The following is an 18,641-nucleotide window of genomic DNA, read 5'->3' as shown; positions in this document are numbered from 1 at the left end:
AGTACAATCAAACTCATAACCAAGAAAAAAGCTTCGGTTTTCCGGGGCTTTTTCTTGTATTATCTGAGTTAAATTATCGAATTGAATTATGTGGTAAAATATATAAGGATATATTTAATAAAATGAGGGAAACTATGGAAAAAAGAACATCAAAAAAATTCTGGCGTCTTCCTGAGTTTATGAAAGATAATCGAATGCGTATAATTGCGCTTTTTATGCTAGGATTAGCAATCATAAGCGATGGCCTTGCATTTTTTGTGAGTCCATTGACAGGTGTTTTTGTTTTAATTTTAGTGATTATAATCACCGTTGTTGGTTATACTATGCTAAAACACTTAAAAGAAGAAACCAGTGAATATATTTCTGATTTATCGTATCGGTTAAAACGAGGCAGACAAGACAGTTTGATTAGAATGCCGATTGGGACAATCTTTTTTAATGATGATTATGAAGTTGAATGGATCAATCCTTATATGCAAAGATATTTTGGAAAAGAAGATATTTTAGGGAAAAAAATAAATGATATTGATCCTACATTAATGGAAATTTTTAAAAATCATCAAAGTGATAAAAAAAGTCAACAAGTAAAATGGAACAATCATGTATTTGATTTAATGATTCAAGATGATATTGGAGTGGCATATATGATGGATGTTACTCATTATGCTGAAATCCAAGAAAAATATGATAATTCACACGTTATGATTGGGCAAATCTTTTTAGATAACTATGATGAAGTTTCAAAAGCAATGAATGATAAAGATATTTCAAACTTAAGTAATTTTGTGACAAGTGCTTTATCAGACTGGGCTAAAGAATTTGGAATGTTTTTAAAACGTGTTGATGAAGATCATTATATTATGATTGGCTATACAGGAACATTAGCTAAGCTTGAACAACATAAGTTTGAAATTTTAGATCGTATTCGTGAACGCACAGTTAAAAGCAATTCGCCAATTACTTTAAGTATTGGGATTGCATACGGTGAAGATGATTTAAATGAATTAACAGAACTATCACAATCTAACCTTGATTTAGCACTAGGACGTGGTGGTGATCAAGTTGTTGTACGTGAAGTAAAGGGACAAGCACGTTTTTACGGTGGTAATACTAATCCGATGGCTAAGCGTACTCGTGTACGTGCTCGAGTAATTTCTCAAGCTTTAAGTGAATTGTTAAAGCAATCAGATCAAGTTTTTGTTATGGGACATAAGCGTCCAGATATGGATGCAATTGGAGCCTGTTTAGGAATTCGCCGAATTGCATCAATGAATGGCAAAAGATGTTGGATTGTTTTGAATAAAGAACATATTCATTCTGATGTTAAACGACTCTTAGATGAATTAGATAAATATCCTGAAATTAAGGATAGTATCATTTCTCCAACTGAGGCATTAGAAAAAATAACAGCTAATAGTTTATTAGTATTAGCAGATCATTCTAAGCCATCAATTTCAATTAGCCATGATCTTTATGAAAAATTGGCTAATCGATGTGTTATTATTGATCACCACCGGCGTGGAGAAGAATTTCCAGAAAATCCAATTTTGGTTTATATTGAACCATATGCAAGTTCAACATGTGAATTGATTTCAGAAATGTTTGAATATCAATCACGTGATAGTGAACCAATTAATTCGTTGGAAGCAACAGCAATGTTAACAGGGATCATTGTTGATACTCAGTCATTCTCTCAAGGAACAGGGACAAGAACATTTGATGCTGCTAGTTATTTACGATCAATGGGAGCTGATCTAAAGATGGCTCGTCATTTAATGAAAGAAAGTGAAAGTAGCTATATGCAACGTAATCACTTAATTGATCGGACAGAGTTTATTGGCAACATTGCCTTGTGTACCGGTGAGGATAAAAAAATCTATGATTCAGTGATTGCAGCTCAGGCAGCTGATTCATTATTACAAGTTAGCGGAATACAAGCTACATTTGCAATTACGCGCCGTGATGATGAAACCGTTGGAATTTCTGCACGGAGTGATAATTCAATTAATGTTCAAATTATAATGGAAAAAATGGGTGGTGGCGGACATTTAGCTAATGCTGCTACTCAGATTAAAGATATAACGGTTGCCGAAGCTAGAGAACGTTTATTAGCAATATTAAAAGCTGATGATGAACCTCAAGATGCAACAGAAGATTAGGAGGATTAAAATGAAGGTTATTTTTACACAAGATGTAAGAGGAAAAGGTAAACGTGGCGAAGTTAAAGAAATGGCTGCAGGATATGCTAATTTTTTAATTAAAAGTGGTAAAGCAAAGCAAGCAGACGCAACAGCAATGAGTCAATTAAGAGCTCAACAAAAAGCTGAAGCTAAAAAGGAAGCTGAAATTCTAGCAGAAGCAAAGGAATTAAAGCAAAAATTAGAATCTGGAAAATATGTTGTTGAATTAAAAGCTAAAGCAGGCGAAGATGGTCGCTTATTTGGTTCAGTAACTTCAAAACAAATTTCACAAGGATTACAAAAACAATATGATATTAAAATCGATAAGCGTAAAATGGATTTACCTCAACCAATTCGTTCAATGGGATATGTAAATGTTCCAGTGAAACTCCACAATGAGGTAACTGCGACAATCAGAGTACATATTTCAGAAAAATAATTATTAAATTAGTCAGGGTGGCAATTCAAGAATATGACGATTTAAATCAGAATTAATGAATATAAATGATGGACTTTATGGTGTAACATGTTTCATACTGATTTAATTTGTCATATTTTTTCTATGATATGAAAGGATAAGCTTGTGGATAATAATGGAATAGAAAATGTTATGCCGCATGATGCGCGTGCCGAACAAACAGTTTTAGGATCGATTTTTTTAGATGGTAATACCCTTGCAGATGCAGTTGAATTTTTAATGCCAGAAGATTTTTATAATCGTGCAAATCAAGTAATCTTTAAAGCGATGATGGCGGTTGATGATCGTGGAGATAAAATTGATCCAGTAACAGTTGCAGATGAATTACAACGTTCTAATCAATTAGAAGATGCTGGGGGACCAGTATATTTAAGTGAATTGATGAATAATATTCCATCAAGTAGTCATATTCGTGAATATGCAAAAATTGTTCAAAGCAAGGCACTTTTAAGACGATTGATTAGTGCATCACAAAATATTATCAATTTAGCACAAAATGAAGATGATGATGTTACAGAAATTCTAGATAGTGCTGAACGTCAAATCATGGATGTGGCAGAAAATAAAAATAGTGCAGGCTTTAAGTCAATTAGTCAGGTTCTAGACCAAACGATGATAGATGTTCAAGAACTATCACAACAAAAAGAAGAAATCACGGGATTACCAACAGGGTATCATGATTTTGATGAAATGACATCAGGCTTACAGCCAGATAATTTAATTATTTTAGCTGCTCGTCCGGCTGTTGGTAAAACTGCTTTTGCATTGAATATTGCACAAAATGTAGGGAAAGCTACAGACGCAAATATTGCGATTTTCTCTTTAGAAATGAGTGCAGAATCACTTGTTAATCGAATGATTTGTGCTGAGGGTGGTATTAATGCAAACCACTTGCGAAATGGTCAACTAGATGATCAAGAATGGAATGCATTAACGGTTGCGATGGGGACATTATCAGGAACTAATATTTTTATTGATGATACCCCAGGAATTAAAATGTCAGAAATTAGAGCTAAGTGTCGTCGATTAGCAAAAGAACAAGGTGGTTTAGGACTAATCGTTGTCGATTATTTGCAATTGATTGAGGGTTCAAATAAGGAAAGTCGACAACAAGAAGTGTCAGAAATTTCACGGCAATTAAAAAAATTAGCAAAAGAACTAAAAGTGCCAATTATTGCTTTATCTCAATTATCTCGTGGAGTAGAACAGCGTCAAGATAAGCGACCAGTGTTGTCTGATATTCGTGAATCTGGATCAATTGAACAGGATGCCGATATTGTTGCATTCTTATATCGTGATGACTATTACGAACGTGATTCAGGCGATGATGATGAAAATAGTCAAGAAGAACCAAATGACACTGATGCTGGGGAAGTTGAATTAATTATTGAAAAGAACCGGGCAGGTTCTCGTGGAACGGTTAAATTATTATTTATCAAATCATATAATAAATTTGCTAACTTGTCACCAATGTCCGAAAATAATTAATTTTAAAATTATCATAATAATAATATTTTTATTATGATAAAAAATAGATTTTAGCGAAAATGTACGTAATTTCTAGATATTATTGTCTTTTATTATATAATTTTATTTATCTTTTTTTGCCTACAATATGCATATTGTAGGCATTTAATATTAATTTATGTTGGTATAATTAAAAAAATTAGAAAAAATCTTAGAAAAAAATTTTTTGAGTAGGAAAAACCCGGAAATATAAAGTTTGTTATGTCAAGTAAAATTTTTTAAATAATTTTGCACTTTTTTTTTATAAAATTCAGCGCTAAAATATATCAAGTAAATAATAAATGTGAACGGCTGTTCGATAGTTGGGGGTTTTGTTTGTGACGATTTCATCAAAGATGTCAACGGAAGATTTGATTAAAGAAGTTATGCACGAAACACAATCAAGTTATCAAGAAGCAATTGATATGCTTTTGGAACTGACTGAAAAATAGCATAAGTAATGGAGGTCATGATTAAATTCATGCCTTTTTTATTTGCATTTAATTGTATTATGTATAGTTTTATATTTCGCACTTTATTTTTCAGGACTTAATGAGTTATAATTGCTAGAGTTACAAAAAGATAACCATGGAGGGAATAACCATGAAATATAGTGCCGATACTGTAAACTTAGCAATCAGTAAAGGATTAGCTGATTTAAAAGTGGGCAGAGATCAAGCTGAAGTAAAAATAATTAGTCAAGGAAGAAAAGGATTTTTGGGTATTGGCAAAAAACCAGCAGTGGTTGAGATTAATGCATTAGCCTCAAAAGAAATTGATGATAAATATTCTAATAAAATTGAAACAGAGATTACAGATGATTTAAAAGCGGCTGAACAAACAACTACTGAGACAAAAAGTGAAGTAGTTGCAGTGCAAAATGATGATGAAGATTTAGAAGATGCTTTTCATGCAGCGGGTAATTATTTAAGTGATATTATCGATCAATTGGGAATTGATGCAGAAATTTCAGTGACAATTAGTCGTAAATGTGTCTATTTTGATTTTGAAACTGATCAACAAGGCTTATTAATTGGAAAACATGGAAAAACAATTAATGCATTACAAATTCTTGCACAAGCATATCTCGATAAGTTAATCAAACAACATTATCGTGTAATTTTAGATGTAGACGATTATCGTGAAAAACGACGTGAAGAATTACAAAAAATTTCAAAAGAATTGGCACAACGAGCAGTAGCTGAGAAACGAGCATTTAAATTAGGCCCAATGCCTGCTCTAGAGCGCAAAGTGGTGCATAAGACTTTAGCTAATAATCACCAAATTAAGGCTAAGTCACATGGAAATGATCCATACCGTTATGTAATAATCGCTCCCAAATTTCATTAAATTTATGTTAAAATAATTTTAAGAAAATATTGGTTTGGAGAAATCCAAATCGGGAGGATTAGACATGCTTGAACATAGACCATATCATCTTGAAGATGAATTGTGCTTTGCAATTTACTCTGCACAAAAGAGTTATCACCATTTTTACAGTGAGGCTTTGAAAAAATTTGATTTAACATATTCGCAGTACATTACGTTACTTGTGTTATGGGAAGAACGTAAACCAATGATGATAAAAGAAATTGGTGACCGTTTGAATTTAGATACAGGAACATTGACCCCATTGCTAAAACGATTAGAAAAAAATGGTTGGATAACACGGACGCGTTCAGGAATAGATGGCAGACGTGTATACTTGGAATTGACTGATAAGGCTGAAGAAAAGGAAAAAGACGTTAAGTTTGCTGTTTCGTATACATTTCGTTTAATTGATATGGATTCAGAAGAATACCAAACTAGTGTTAAATTATTAAAAAATATTACTCAAAAATTAAATGAATTAAATGCAGAAGTTGACGAAATGAATGAAAGAAACAAATTAATCTAATTGGGTAAATAAAAAAGACTATGATGATAAATTATCATAGTCTTTTTTATTTAACTTAGCCAATCATATCTGAGCAATTGATTGGTGTTTTGGTTAACAGGGATCCATAGATGGTGTTTCCAAATGTCTTTTAAGATTTCAGTGAAAATTTTAAAAGTATGCTCTTTTTGTTGGCTTTTAGGATATTCAACCTTTATATATTTGCCTTGTTCTGTTTTTAAATAAATCTGTTTATTTTTAATTTTTATAATTTGTGCTGAAACAATTTCAGCCGAATTTTTGTTATTTGTTTGCATAAAATGCATCTCAATTCTAATAATTATTACTTACTCCCTATAGTTATTAGGTTATTAGATACTTGTGAAGATTATGTGTAATTGCTGTTAAAAGTTACAGAAATAACTGGTTCCAAGTAACGAATAAATTCTTAAATTTATTTAACATTTTTAATTTACATTAAGTTTTATCAAGAATATAATGAAACCAGGGAAAATTAAGGGGTAACTTTATGGACAAGGAAAAATATTTAGTAGATTTAGAGAATGTTATTAAACAAATTCCAGAAAAAAAGCGTAAAGTAATTATTGCAAAATATAATCGCTTAATAACTCGGTCGGGTTTATCCACAGAAGCAGAAATAGAACATTTTTTAGGAACTGCTCAGCAAGTTGGATATCAAATTTTAGCAGATGCAGCTTTGAGAGAAAGGAAACGTCAAAAGCGAAACGGAATTGAGATGCATGAAATTGCTACTAATTGGCATGTTTTTATGATGATGTTAATGGCAATTAGTAGTTCACCAATGACATACTTGTTAGGAACTTTCGCGATATGGGGCTATTTATTAATTGGTATATTAGCATTTTTAGTTGGCTTTATTATTGTTATTGGAATGTCAGCTACAATTGCTTTAGGCGGAATATTAGTATATGCCGGAATCGGTACACTATTAAGTGCATTTGCAGTTGGTGTTTTTCATTTAGGTATTGGCTTGATATTTATTAGCATAGTTTTACTTTTAGTTCCATTAATTCATAAAACTTATATATTGATTTTTGCATTATTAAATAATTTAGGAAGTTGTTTATATTTAAAATTTAAACAATGTTGGCATAATCATTTAAGTGAAAATGGAGAAAATGGATAATGGAAAATAAACAAAATTTAGGATGTGTTTTCTTAATTTTATTATTTGGCATTTTTTGTACATTCTTTGGTGCATTGAATAATGGAGTAAAAAATATTGCTTTTAATGGAATTAAACCAGTAGTTCCTGAAAAAGAACGACAATATCATAAAGTAATAAATAAAAAGAAATTTGTTTCTATTGAAGTTGATGTTAAACGTGCAAGAATTAAAATATTACCTGGAAATGAATATTCAATTAGATATCAAGGAAAACGAGCTAATTTACCTAGAATGTCAATTGATGATAATCATTTAATGATTAGTCAGACTAATAATATTTTATCTGAAACAACTCATTCAATTCATTGGAAAGAGTCATCAAATGTTGATCGTGATAATAGCATTATTACAATTACAGTTCCGGCTAAAACTAAATTACATAAGATTCGCATATTTAATAATTATGGTACAACAAGTGTATTAAATATTGATACATCAGTACTTGAAATTACTGAAATGGAAGGCGGTGTTGTATTAAAAAAAGTAGCCGCTGATGCAGTAGATTTAGAAGCCCATGCAGGAAGGGATATGTATTTAGAAAATGTTAATCTTGCCAATGGCCAAATTCAAAATACACAGACAAATTTGAATTTTAACAATGGACTATTAAAAGATGTAATTTTTGACATTGATCAAGGTTCAATTGATGCTGATAGTTTAATTGCAGACAACACTATGATAAATAGTAATCATGGAAATGTAACTTTGAATAAATTGAAGATTAGGAATAAGTTGACAATTAATACCCAAAACGGTAATAATACCATTAATAATAGTAATATAGATAATTACAAATTAAATGTACAAAATGGTAAAAACCAATTGTTCAATAATACACAAGTTGCCAATAATCAAATGCAAACCCTTAATCAAATAAAAAATAATAAGGGAAGTTTGAAAATAACAACAATAAATGGCAATAATGTAGTTAAGTAGAGAGGAGTTACTTTACTATGAGTAAAAAGAAGCGATTAACAAAATCAGCAGATAAAGTAGTATGTGGTGTATTTGGCGGAATTGCTGAATACTTTGGTTGGGATAAAGCAATTACTAGAATTGTTGGTGCATTTTTAATTATTTTTCCAGGTACAATTTTTGCGGGAACATTATTATATTTTATTGCTGCAATGGTAATGCCAAGTCCTGATAAACCAGATATTATTGAGGGCGACTTTAAAGAAAAGTAAATTTATTGTAGACCTCATGTATTGATGTTAAGTGCTATAATAAAGTTATGATCTGAAGGGAGCTCGGAAACTTATGATTTCAGAAAAATTAAGTCTAACATTTGGCCCAATGAAAGAATTAAAAATGATTATTGCTGATAATCCAGAACGAAAGTTTAAGTTATTTCATTCAACAAGCGATAATTCAGAATATATGTTAATGGATTGTTCAGGTGAAAAGTCAATTTTTCATTCAGGCCTAGACTATTATCTTTGTGGAACAGTTAATCCTGAAAATGAGACAGGATACTTAGAATGTCGATATGTAACTTTAAATGAAGATGAACAAAAGGTGTTCAAGTCAGTCTTTAATTCATGGAATACAGAAGCAAAACGACCTGTTGGCTTAACATCAAGTGCATTGGTTCATTCTTTAAAAGATGATTTTGAATTTTTATTAATTAATCTTTGGGAAGATGAAAATGCATTTATGGTATGGGATAACGAAAATGGAAATATTATGAACCAATTTGGCCATGATGGAAATGCAACTCCTGTAATCAAGACATATCGTGAAGTTGATTAATTAGGTAAGTGGAGATCGAGTATTAGTTTTAAAATTAATACTCGATTTTTTATTGTTTAAATTTAAACCGAATATTAGAAAAAGAAACTAATTTTATAGCATTAAATTGGTTTAGGCTTATATTATAAAAAATTATATTATTTTATTTTTCTAATTTAACAATATTGCTGTTATAACAATATAATGTTAGTGATTTTTTGATATAACAAAACTAAAATAGATGTTTGTTTATCTAATATATATAAATTTAAATATAATTAATTAGAATTATATTGCGAACATTATATTCTAATTGGAAGGTAATGTCTTGACTTTAAAATAATAGTAGCAGTAAAGTAATATCGTAGATTGTGTTAGGTTAGTAATATAAAAAGGATTCTTTAAAAACTTGCAAGTTGATATCAATTTATGGCAAATCTAGCATATTCATATCATTTAGACTAATTATCATTTCTTTAGTCAAAATATTATAAGGAGTTTATAGGAGGCAATCATGGCTAAAAAATTCTGTCCACAATGTGGAACTGAACGACAATCTAATGAAAAGTTTTGTCGGAAATGTGGCTATAATTTTAATTCTAGTAAACCAAACAATCATCAACGAACAGAGGCACAAACAACTAGAAATGCGCAAAAATCTTCTCCACGGCAATGGTCGAAAGGAAAGAAAATTGGCGTAATAAGTGGGATTGTTTTGGCAGTGGCATTAATTATTTTCTATATTTGGGGAAATGATTATTATTCACAAACAAAGCAACTAACTAGAATTTCTGAAGTTATGAGTAGTACAAAAGAAGATGCTTCAAAAATTATAACAAGTTCAGATTCTAATTTGAAAGTTACGAAAGCATCTGTAGAACCAACTCAAAAATATTTCTCAGAAAATAAAAGTGAACTTAATACAATGATTACTACTGTAAGTACAGGTGCAAGTTACCATGGGATTAATCTTGTCCAAGATGGACATTACTGGTTGATTTTTCCAAAATATAAATTAAATGTTGAACCTGCATACGGTACAGTTGAAACTAATCATAAAAATTCAAAAGTTTATATTGATGGTAAAAATGTTGGAACGGCTAAGGGAAGTGATGGTGAATACACACTTAATTTTGGCCCATATTTCCCAGGAACACATACTTTCCAAGTGAAAACTACTGTTAATGGACGTAAATTAGCAACTAATAAAGATACTGATAATATTTGGAGTAAGGGAAATAATGAGGAAATGACAATTACTACTGCTTCTTTTAAAGTTCAAACAATTCCTGGCGCAACTGTTTATCTTGATGGTGAAAATCAAGGAAAAACAAATGGCGATGGAGAAATGGACTTTAAACAATATCCAATAACTGAAGGATTGAAGTTACAAGTTGAAGCTAATGTAAATGGTAAAAAGATTAGATCGAAGAATTTAAATGTATACGACTATGTAGAAAATGAAGGCGAAAAAACATTAAGTCCAAAATTTGCAGGAACAGCTTCAGAAGAAACTGTCCAAGAATTACTTTCCGATGCATTCCAACCATATCAAGCAGCATCTGACGATAATGCAAATATATTCCAAAATCAGGAAAGTAATGGCGACTTCAAAGATATCAAAAAGATGTTTGATGGATTTAATAAGGATGATAATAATTTATCAATTTCAACAGATGTCACAGTCAAAAGTGTATTGCCAGCTGGAGATAATAAAACGGATGTTGTATTCGATGTTAAATATGCTTTTGACCGTATTGATGATAAAAAGATTGTGCAAGTTATGGAATACACTGGTGCAGTTATTGAAAAGAATCCAGATTATGAAAAGAATAATTCTGCAAGAGAGTATATGATAGATACAATTGGTAAAGGTAAGTTAATTAAAAACGATACTTTATCAAGTGATGATTAGTTAAGAGAAAGGGATTGTAATTATGAAAAAATGTCCAATTTGTGGAGCGGAAGTTAGTGAAGATGCTAGATTTTGCACAGAGTGTGGCGCTGATTTAACTAAAACAAGTAACGAATCAGAATCAAAGCCAACAGCCACAGTTAATAAAGAAAAAATTAATGATAACAAAAGTACAGTACAACCGACTGTAAATACAGAACAAGTAAAACAACATGCGCAAAATTATTGGAAATGGCTATTAGAAACTTGGAAAAGACCAAGTAATAATGAACAACCACTAGTGAAATGGTTTGGGATTGTTTCACTTGCGTTGGAGACATTTATATTTTCAGCTTCATTTTTCGCATTAAGTAATCGACTTGTTTCACAGGCGAATGATTCTATTAATGGCATTATGAGAAACTTTGGAGTAAATAATAGTAGTAATGTCATCGGATATGATGCATTTGGCACATCATTTGAATTATTTATTACTTTAATTTTTGTAAATGCATTAATTCTTGCAGGAACATACGGAATTAATCGTTGGGTATTTAAGCCTGCAGAATCATTTTTTGATTTTATTAATCGATTTGCAGGATATACAAATATTCTATTAATAGTAAATACATTGTTGTTCATTATGGCAGCAATAACAAATAGTTATAATTTTATTACAATGCTAGTTATCATTAGTATTGTGATGTATGTTTTGGCAATTGAAGCGACAATTCTTGCACGACAAGATGTTGAACGTTTTGATAAAATTTATGGTTCCATACTTGTGTTTATTGTTTTCTTAATTGGCATATTTATTCTTACTTTAATTTGTGGATCGGCAATTGAAAGTATCGGTAATTCGTTATTTAGTTAATAGATACATTAATAAATCTCGTATTTAAGTATTTATACTTAAATACGAGATTTTTTTATGATTAGATATATAAAAATTGTATATCACTCTTGACTTATATAACAAAAAGTATATTATTGCTTAATAGATAAAAAAGTTAATAAAAAATAAAAATTATTAATTTTATTTAAAGAAAAACTTGGAAGGAGGAGCCGAAAGTGTCTTGTAGTGATTAATTTACGCTATAAGATACTCGCTTTTATATTAAATAAATTATGAAAAATAAATTTCTTACGATAATAAAGAAATTAGCAATATATACAATTTTCATAATTGGGTTTGCTTTAACATTTAATAGACCGATTATGAATTATTTAATTAATAGTTATCATCCGATTATTGAGAATTTTACCGTATTAAAAACTAAACCAAATATACATTGGAATGATGTTAGAACGCTTAATTTATTTAGTGTAATAGGAGCAAGATTGGCAAAGCAAGATATTCCAGTGATTGGTGGAGTCTTTAATGAGAAGATTGGTTTGAATACACCAATTTATAATGGTGCAAATAATGATTGCTTAGCACTTGGCGCAGGTGTACTTTTAGATCATGAACATATGGGAATTGGAAATTATGTTTTAGCAGGGCATAATTTACATGGAAAGTCAGATGCACTTTTTTCACCTTTATATTATAAAGCTTCCCCAAATACGATTATAAATATTACTGATTTTAAAAAAGTTTATCAGTATCAAATATATAAAAAACAAGTTATAAAGCCTGATAATCTTTCAATTTTGCAACAAACAGCAACACCAAAATTGACATTAATTACATGTAATAATGATGATTCAAAAAGATTAGTTTTAACTGCAAAATTAGTGAAAATAATACCATATGAAAAATTATCTGCACACACAAAAAAATTTCTTGCACAAAAGTATGTTTTTAAATGAAATTATTAAATTGATAATAAGTTTATTTTTATTAAGATGAAAATCTTTATAATATAGCATTTTAAATTATAGAAAGAAATAATTGTTAAGTAATTAATATATTTGCAATTTTTATTAAGAATATCTTTGTATCATTATGAACATATTAATTTTTTAACTATTTAGTTAATGTACTTAAAAAAAGTCAATTATTTGAGATTAATTATCGTTATAAGGGTTTTTTTTAGTATAATCAAAAAGCTGAAAAAATTCGTATTAAATGTAATTTAATAGTAAAGGAGTTCGAAATGTACGTTTTACTTGATGATGAAGGGAACGTTCTAATTGAAGAAATGGATCTTGTTTCAGGGGGAAGCATAGATCGTTTCGTTAAACCAGAAAAAATTCGTGTAATCAATTCATATCGAAACAAAGATGCACGTGTAAAAACATTTTTTCCTTGGTATTCATTTAAGAACAAATATCATTTAGTAAAAAAGAGTAAGTGGCTTCGTAGTATTAAAGGAAATATCGCTCTATCTTAAATTTATAGAGAAAAAAGATGCTATCCAATTAAATGGATAGCATCTTTTTTTACAATGATTCTTTTTCTAATTGTGGTAATAGTTTAGAAAAAGTATTTTTAGTTAATTCAGCAATTAACTTTTTCTTTTGTTCGGCAGTAATTTTTTGCTCAAGTTTCTTTTTTTGATTGTCAGACATTGTTGGATCTTTTTGCAATTCTTTTTCCATTTCAGTTTTAATTGCATTTGGAAGTTGTTGCTGCAATTGTTGTTTGATATCATTTTGAGCTTGTTGTTTTACAGCTTGTAGTTGTTTCATATCTAAAACTAACCAATTCTTAGGAAGTTTAAAAATATAAGTATATTGATATGTTTCTTTATTTAAACCTAAACCACCAAACATTAATCGCCAAAATTCGTTTTTATATACGTAATGTTTTTTCTTAATTTCAACTTGAGGAGTTTCAGAAGATCCTCGTTGTACTTTTATGGTTACATTATATTCGATTTTAGTTTTGCAATTTTTATTAGGATGATCAGCAGTTCGGTAAATAAATATCTTTTCATCCCCATTACCTAAAGATTTATAAGTAATTAAATTTAGTGGTGAATCTTTTCCTGTGATTGAAACTAAATCTTTTGTCTCGGTATAAACCTGAGTCTTCATTCCTAAGTGATTTGAGTCATTTAACATTAAAGATATAGAACAAATGATTGCCAAAACTAAGAAAGAAATTGAAGTTGCATAGCGTAAAACAGGTTTGTTTACAAGAGCAATAAAAGTAACCGCAAATAGTGCCATACTAATTAATAAAATCCATAAAACCATTATTTACGCCTCCTTCATATTTTTAGAATTTACATCTTTTTTGACTAAACCTGCATTCTTCTTTAAACTAAATGCCAAAATTAATCCGATAACACCAAAGATAACAGCAGTAAAGAAAGCAGCATGATAACCATTTAAAGCAGCAATAATTGCTTCGTGTTTATATTGTAATGGAGCGACATGCAATAAATGTTTACTTGGCATTTGAGCATTTTGAATATTAGAGTAAACCGTTGTGAAGATAGCAGTACCAATAGCTCCAAGAGTTTGACGTAAAGTGTTATTAATAGCTGTTCCATCATTCATTTTATTTAATGGTAAAGCATTGAGTCCTGCGGTAGTAGATGGCATTAATACTAATGTAATTCCCATTACACGAACAGCATATAAGACGATAATCTCAATAATAGGCGTACTTGTAGTTAAGGTTGTAAAATTGAGAGTTCCTAATGTTAATAATGTTAAACCGGCAATTGATAATGTTCGCGCTCCTAAACGGTCGAAAAGCATCCCTGCAATTGGACTCATTAATCCCATTAATAAAGCACCTGGCAAAAGCATTAATCCAGAATGAAATGCACTTTCACCACGTACAATTTGAATATATAAAGGTAATACTAACTCAACTCCAACCAAGGCAATTCGAGCAATTGAACCTAAAAGGGATGCAAGTGAAAAGTGCCAATTTTTTAATAAACGGATATCTAAAAATGGTGTTTCTAACTTAATTTGACGCCAACCAAATAGGAAGATAAAAATAAGACCAATAATAATTGACCAGATAACGAGTGGTGATGTCCAGCCGTAGTTACCTGCTTCAGATGTTCCATATAATAAAGAACCAAAGCCGATAATAGAAAGAATGGCAGATAGGACATCTAGTTTTAATTTTTTAGTTGGCAAAACTTTTTTCATATAAAAGAAACTTAGTAATAAGTCTAAACCAATAAATGGTAAAGTTATACCGAAAATCATTCTCCAATTTAGGCTATCGATAATCCATCCAGATAATGTTGGTCCAACAGCAGGTGCAACACCAATAGCTAAACCAACCATACCCATTATTGTTCCACGTTTTTCTGGAGGATAAATTGACATAGCAATTGATTGACCTAAAGGGGTCAAAATTCCACCACCTAATGCGGAAACAATTCGACCAATCAATAGCATTGCAAAATCAGATGCTAAAAAACAAATTGCATTACCAATGAAAAATAATCCCATACCAATAATATAAAGTAGTTTTGAACTAAAACGATTCATCATCCAAGCAGTAATAGGAATCATGATACCTGTTACTAACATGAAACCAGTTGATAGCCATTGAACAGTACTAGCTTTAATATTAAATTCATTCATTAATGTTGGATATGCAGTTGCAAGCATTGTTCCTGCTAAAAATGTACCAAATAAACCGATGATGATAGTAACCATTAATAATCCACGGTTATATGGTTTACCATTCATATCAAGTACAGGCTTTTTTGAAGTGCTTGTATTCATGAATAGTCCTCCTTTAAATTTTTAATTTTAAATAACGAATAGTGCATAGATAATTATTACACTTGTGTTTATTTTTACGTTTAAATATAATAAACCGTGTTATAATTAAATGCAAGAAGTTTATTCACGTGTGAGTATTAATTTACGAGGGAAGATTATGGATAAAAGAATAATTAGGACTGTAAGTAAAATAAAACAAAATTTTATTGCATTGTTACATGAAGAGGATTTCAGTAAAATTACAGTTAAAATGATTTGTGAAAAGTCAAAAATAGAACGAAAAACATTTTATCTTCACTTTAAAGATAAATATCAATTATTAGATGTAGTAATTGAAGATCGGATTGATGCATTTCGAAATCAAATTCGACTAATGCCAAATGCAACACCAGCTGACTTCTATAAAGAAGCATTAGATTTCTATGACAGACATAATGATATTTTCAAAAAAATTTATAACGATCGTGGTTCAGTACAAGTACGTAAAAAAATTCAACTATATATGTTGCATCGTTTTGAAGAACGTTATGGTAAAGATAATGATCCAACATTTATGAATTTTGCAGCAGCTGGAATCAGTGGGGTTTTTGAAGCATATGTAAATGGAGAGTTAAAAGAAGATAAACAGAAAATTGCTCAAGACATTGCAGAATTAATTAGCATAGTTAAAGAACATTTAGATAGAAATAATAAAAAGAATGATTAATAAAAAGGCCATAGTTTTAGACTATGGCTCTTTTTATGAAATTAATCTTCAGCAATATGTTCTTTTACTTGTTTAAAAATATTAATGATATGTCGGTCAGCTAATTCATAAATGATACTTTGTCCTTCACGCTTACCAATTACTAAGTTAGTTTGGCGTAAAATTTTTAATTGATGTGAGACAGCTGATTGTGAAATTCCAATTAAATTAGCAATTTCATTAACCGATAGTTTATGTTCAAATAATAAAAATAAAATACGATAGCGTGTCTGGTCACCAAATGCCTTAAAAATTTGGACGCTTTGGTCAGTTTCACTAGGTGTAGGGAGAATTAATTTTGATCTTTCCGCCATTTTTGTCGTCCACTTTCTTAGAAATAGTTCGTGAATATTTTACGACACTCAAAATGTTTTCGCAAATAAAAACTAGCTTGCTTTTTTAGGTCAGTTAAACTAAAATATAGGTAAATAAATATATGAGCATATATTCATATATCGTTGAGGAGGGCAATTTATGAAATTGAAAAAATTAACTAGGGATGAGTATCTAGCGATTATTCAAATCATTGCAAGTGCAGTATTGACAGTAATTGCTAGTCTAACGCCTTACTCTCTTATTCAAATTGGAATTTATATTATTGCATATTTAATTGTTGGATTTCCAGTATTGAAGGAAGCGATTAGTAACTTATTTCATGGGGATTTATTTGATGAGAATTTTTTGATGATGATAGCTACTTTAGGAGCAATGTTAATGAAACAGTTTCCCGAAGCGGTTATGGTAATTTTACTTTATGAAATCGGAGAATTCTTTCAGGATCAGGCAATTAAGTCATCTCAGAGTTCAGTGACTGACTTACTAGACAATCGTCCTGAAAAAACAATTCGGTTAAAAGATGGCCATGAAGAAGAAATTTTATCTGAAGATGTTAAGTTAAATGATATTTTGATAATTAAACCGGGTGATAAGGTTCCGGTTGATGGGACAATTGTTTCTGGTGAAGCTGATGTTGATACGGCAGCATTGACTGGTGAATCTGTTCCGCGTCATTTAGTTAAAGGTGATCAATTATTAAGTGGAATGATTGTTGAAGATAGTGTACTAAAAATTATAGTAACACATACTTATGGTGATTCTACTGTAGCTAAAATTTTAAATTTAGTCGAAAACGCAGCTAGTCGTAAAGCCAAAACTGAAAATTTTATTACTAAATTCAGTCGTATTTATACACCAATAGTAGTTTTAGCAGCATTACTTTTAGCAGTTATTCCGCCAATAGTATTACATCAAGGATTTCATCAATGGATTTCCCGAGCATTGATTTTCTTAGTGATTTCATGTCCGTGTGCTCTAGTGATTTCAGTTCCGTTAAGTTATTTTAGTGGGATTGGTGCAGCATCCAGAATTGGTGCTTTAGTAAAAGGAAGCAATTATTTAGAAGCACTTACACAAATAAAGGGAGCAATGTTTGATAAAACTGGAACTTTAACACGTGGTAAATTTTCAGTAGTACAAATTGAACCACAAGAAGGATTTTCTGAAGAAAAAATCCTTCATTTAGCAGCATTAGTAGAACAACATTCACCACATCCAATTGCTCAAGCAATTGTTAATTGTTATCCAGGACATTTAAATAGCAAAGTAAAATGTGTAAAAGAGGTTGCAGGACTAGGAATTAAAGCTGATATTAATGGGAATGAAGTTATGGTTGGCAATGCTAAAATGATGAAAAAATATCATGTTAAGAATTTCAAAAAATGTTGTAAAGATGGGACTGTTGTTAATGTTGCAGTAGATGGTCGCTTTTTAGGATTTATTGAAGTTGCTGATACCATTAAGAAAACTTCTAAACAAGCAGTAGAAGGATTATATGAATTAGGAATAGATGACATTGTAATGCTTACAGGAGATAGTAAAAAAATTAGTGAGAAGATTGCTAAAAAAATAGGTATTAATGAAGTGAAGGCTGATTTAATGCCACAAGATAAAGTTAAAGCAATTAGCGATTTTCAACAAACGCATCCAGATGAAAAATTAGTTTTCGTTGGAGATGGTCTTAATGATACTCCAAGTTTAGCAAGTGCGGATGTAGGTGTAGCAATGGGGGCTTTAGGTTCTGATGCAGCTGTTGAAGCAGCAGATGTAGTATTAGTTCATGATGATCCCCTTGTTTTACCAAATTTAATTAAAATTGCATGTAAAACTAAAACAATTGTATATCAAAATATTGCTATTTCTTTAACCATGAAAGTGTTATTCCTTATTTTAGGTGCATGGGGGTTAACAACAATGTGGGAAGCGGTATTTGCTGATGTTGGAATCACATTAATTGCTGTTATTAATTCATTAAGATTATTAAGAAAGCCAATAAAAAAAGTCAATGAAAAAACAACCTTATCATTAGAATGATAAAA

General features: G+C 30.3%; 19 protein-coding genes. 15 read left to right on the top strand and 4 right to left on the bottom strand.

All coding sequences use genetic code 11. The features are described from left to right. The first annotated feature begins 134 nt into the window (after positions 1 to 134). From QPK35_RS06690 to QPK35_RS06670, 5 genes are all read left to right on the top strand, one after another. Entirely contained in the window at positions 135 to 2,159 is a 2,025-nt protein-coding gene (locus tag QPK35_RS06690) for a DHH family phosphoesterase (protein WP_290033179.1), read from the top strand. A gap of 10 nt (positions 2,160 to 2,169) precedes the next feature. Continuing rightward, entirely contained in the window at positions 2,170 to 2,619 is a 450-nt protein-coding gene (rplI, locus tag QPK35_RS06685) for a 50S ribosomal protein L9 (protein ID WP_290033178.1), read from the top strand. Between the two features lie 144 nt (positions 2,620 to 2,763). Then, positions 2,764 to 4,146 (top strand): replicative DNA helicase, encoded by a 1,383-nt coding sequence (dnaB, locus tag QPK35_RS06680; protein ID WP_353851761.1) that lies wholly within the window; start codon positions 2,764 to 2,766, stop codon positions 4,144 to 4,146. 621 nt (positions 4,147 to 4,767) lie between these two features. Then, positions 4,768 to 5,514 carry an RNA-binding cell elongation regulator Jag/EloR gene (jag, locus tag QPK35_RS06675; RefSeq protein WP_290033177.1) on the top strand — a complete coding sequence of 249 codons (747 nt, stop codon included), beginning with the start codon at positions 4,768 to 4,770 and terminating at the stop codon, positions 5,512 to 5,514. 64 nt (positions 5,515 to 5,578) lie between these two features. Then, complete coding sequence (locus tag QPK35_RS06670) at positions 5,579 to 6,061, top strand: MarR family winged helix-turn-helix transcriptional regulator (protein ID WP_290033176.1); 483 nt, start codon at positions 5,579 to 5,581, stop codon at positions 6,059 to 6,061. Positions 6,062 to 6,111: 50 nt separating this feature from the next. Here QPK35_RS06670 and QPK35_RS06665 read toward each other — a convergent pair whose 3' ends face one another. Then, positions 6,112 to 6,357, bottom strand: coding sequence for a hypothetical protein (locus QPK35_RS06665; protein ID WP_290033175.1), 246 nt, complete (start codon positions 6,355 to 6,357; stop codon positions 6,112 to 6,114). A gap of 212 nt (positions 6,358 to 6,569) precedes the next feature. On the opposite strand from QPK35_RS06665, the gene QPK35_RS06660 reads away from it, so the two are divergent. From QPK35_RS06660 to QPK35_RS06625, 8 genes are all read left to right on the top strand, one after another. Further along, positions 6,570 to 7,208, top strand: a complete 639-nt coding sequence (locus tag QPK35_RS06660; RefSeq protein ID WP_290033174.1) for a DUF1700 domain-containing protein — start codon at positions 6,570 to 6,572, stop codon at positions 7,206 to 7,208. Further along, complete coding sequence (locus QPK35_RS06655; RefSeq protein WP_290033173.1) at positions 7,208 to 8,185, top strand: DUF4097 family beta strand repeat-containing protein; 978 nt, start codon at positions 7,208 to 7,210, stop codon at positions 8,183 to 8,185. Before QPK35_RS06660 ends, QPK35_RS06655 begins: the two co-directional genes overlap by 1 nt. A gap of 17 nt (positions 8,186 to 8,202) precedes the next feature. Beyond that, positions 8,203 to 8,436, top strand: a complete 234-nt coding sequence (locus tag QPK35_RS06650; RefSeq protein WP_290033172.1) for a PspC domain-containing protein — start codon at positions 8,203 to 8,205, stop codon at positions 8,434 to 8,436. A 73-nt stretch (positions 8,437 to 8,509) separates the two neighbouring features. Continuing rightward, complete coding sequence (locus tag QPK35_RS06645) at positions 8,510 to 9,001, top strand: hypothetical protein (RefSeq protein ID WP_290033171.1); 492 nt, start codon at positions 8,510 to 8,512, stop codon at positions 8,999 to 9,001. Between the two features lie 493 nt (positions 9,002 to 9,494). Further along, positions 9,495 to 10,895 (top strand): zinc ribbon domain-containing protein, encoded by a 1,401-nt coding sequence (locus tag QPK35_RS06640; RefSeq protein WP_290033170.1) that lies wholly within the window; start codon positions 9,495 to 9,497, stop codon positions 10,893 to 10,895. A 22-nt stretch (positions 10,896 to 10,917) separates the two neighbouring features. Beyond that, the gene (locus QPK35_RS06635; RefSeq protein ID WP_290033169.1) at positions 10,918 to 11,748 is read left to right on the top strand and encodes a zinc ribbon domain-containing protein; all 831 of its coding nucleotides are present in this window, start codon (positions 10,918 to 10,920) and stop codon (positions 11,746 to 11,748) included. A gap of 344 nt (positions 11,749 to 12,092) precedes the next feature. Further along, positions 12,093 to 12,686, top strand: a complete 594-nt coding sequence (locus tag QPK35_RS06630) for a class A sortase (RefSeq protein ID WP_290033168.1) — start codon at positions 12,093 to 12,095, stop codon at positions 12,684 to 12,686. Between the two features lie 287 nt (positions 12,687 to 12,973). Then, positions 12,974 to 13,210: a hypothetical protein gene (locus QPK35_RS06625; RefSeq protein ID WP_290033167.1), complete on the top strand. Its 237-nt coding sequence runs from the start codon at positions 12,974 to 12,976 to the stop codon at positions 13,208 to 13,210. 49 nt (positions 13,211 to 13,259) lie between these two features. Here QPK35_RS06625 and QPK35_RS06620 read toward each other — a convergent pair whose 3' ends face one another. Beyond that, entirely contained in the window at positions 13,260 to 14,018 is a 759-nt protein-coding gene (locus QPK35_RS06620) for a DUF4811 domain-containing protein (protein WP_290033166.1), read from the bottom strand. 3 nt (positions 14,019 to 14,021) lie between these two features. Next, complete coding sequence (locus tag QPK35_RS06615; protein ID WP_290033165.1) at positions 14,022 to 15,521, bottom strand: MDR family MFS transporter; 1,500 nt, start codon at positions 15,519 to 15,521, stop codon at positions 14,022 to 14,024. A 157-nt stretch (positions 15,522 to 15,678) separates the two neighbouring features. On the opposite strand from QPK35_RS06615, the gene QPK35_RS06610 reads away from it, so the two are divergent. Next, positions 15,679 to 16,227: a TetR/AcrR family transcriptional regulator gene (locus QPK35_RS06610; RefSeq protein WP_290033164.1), complete on the top strand. Its 549-nt coding sequence runs from the start codon at positions 15,679 to 15,681 to the stop codon at positions 16,225 to 16,227. A 41-nt stretch (positions 16,228 to 16,268) separates the two neighbouring features. Here the strand turns inward: QPK35_RS06610 and QPK35_RS06605 are convergent, their stop codons facing one another. Next, entirely contained in the window at positions 16,269 to 16,580 is a 312-nt protein-coding gene (locus QPK35_RS06605) for an ArsR/SmtB family transcription factor (RefSeq protein ID WP_290033163.1), read from the bottom strand. A 160-nt stretch (positions 16,581 to 16,740) separates the two neighbouring features. On the opposite strand from QPK35_RS06605, the gene QPK35_RS06600 reads away from it, so the two are divergent. Then, positions 16,741 to 18,636 (top strand): heavy metal translocating P-type ATPase, encoded by a 1,896-nt coding sequence (locus tag QPK35_RS06600; RefSeq protein ID WP_290033162.1) that lies wholly within the window; start codon positions 16,741 to 16,743, stop codon positions 18,634 to 18,636. Positions 18,637 to 18,641: the final 5 nt, after the last annotated feature.

The sequence above is a fragment of the Ligilactobacillus cholophilus genome (assembly GCF_030389495.1).
In the GTDB taxonomy this organism is placed as follows: Bacteria; Bacillota; Bacilli; order Lactobacillales; family Lactobacillaceae; genus Ligilactobacillus; species Ligilactobacillus cholophilus.
This window is presented reverse-complemented; position numbering and strand designations above follow the sequence as displayed.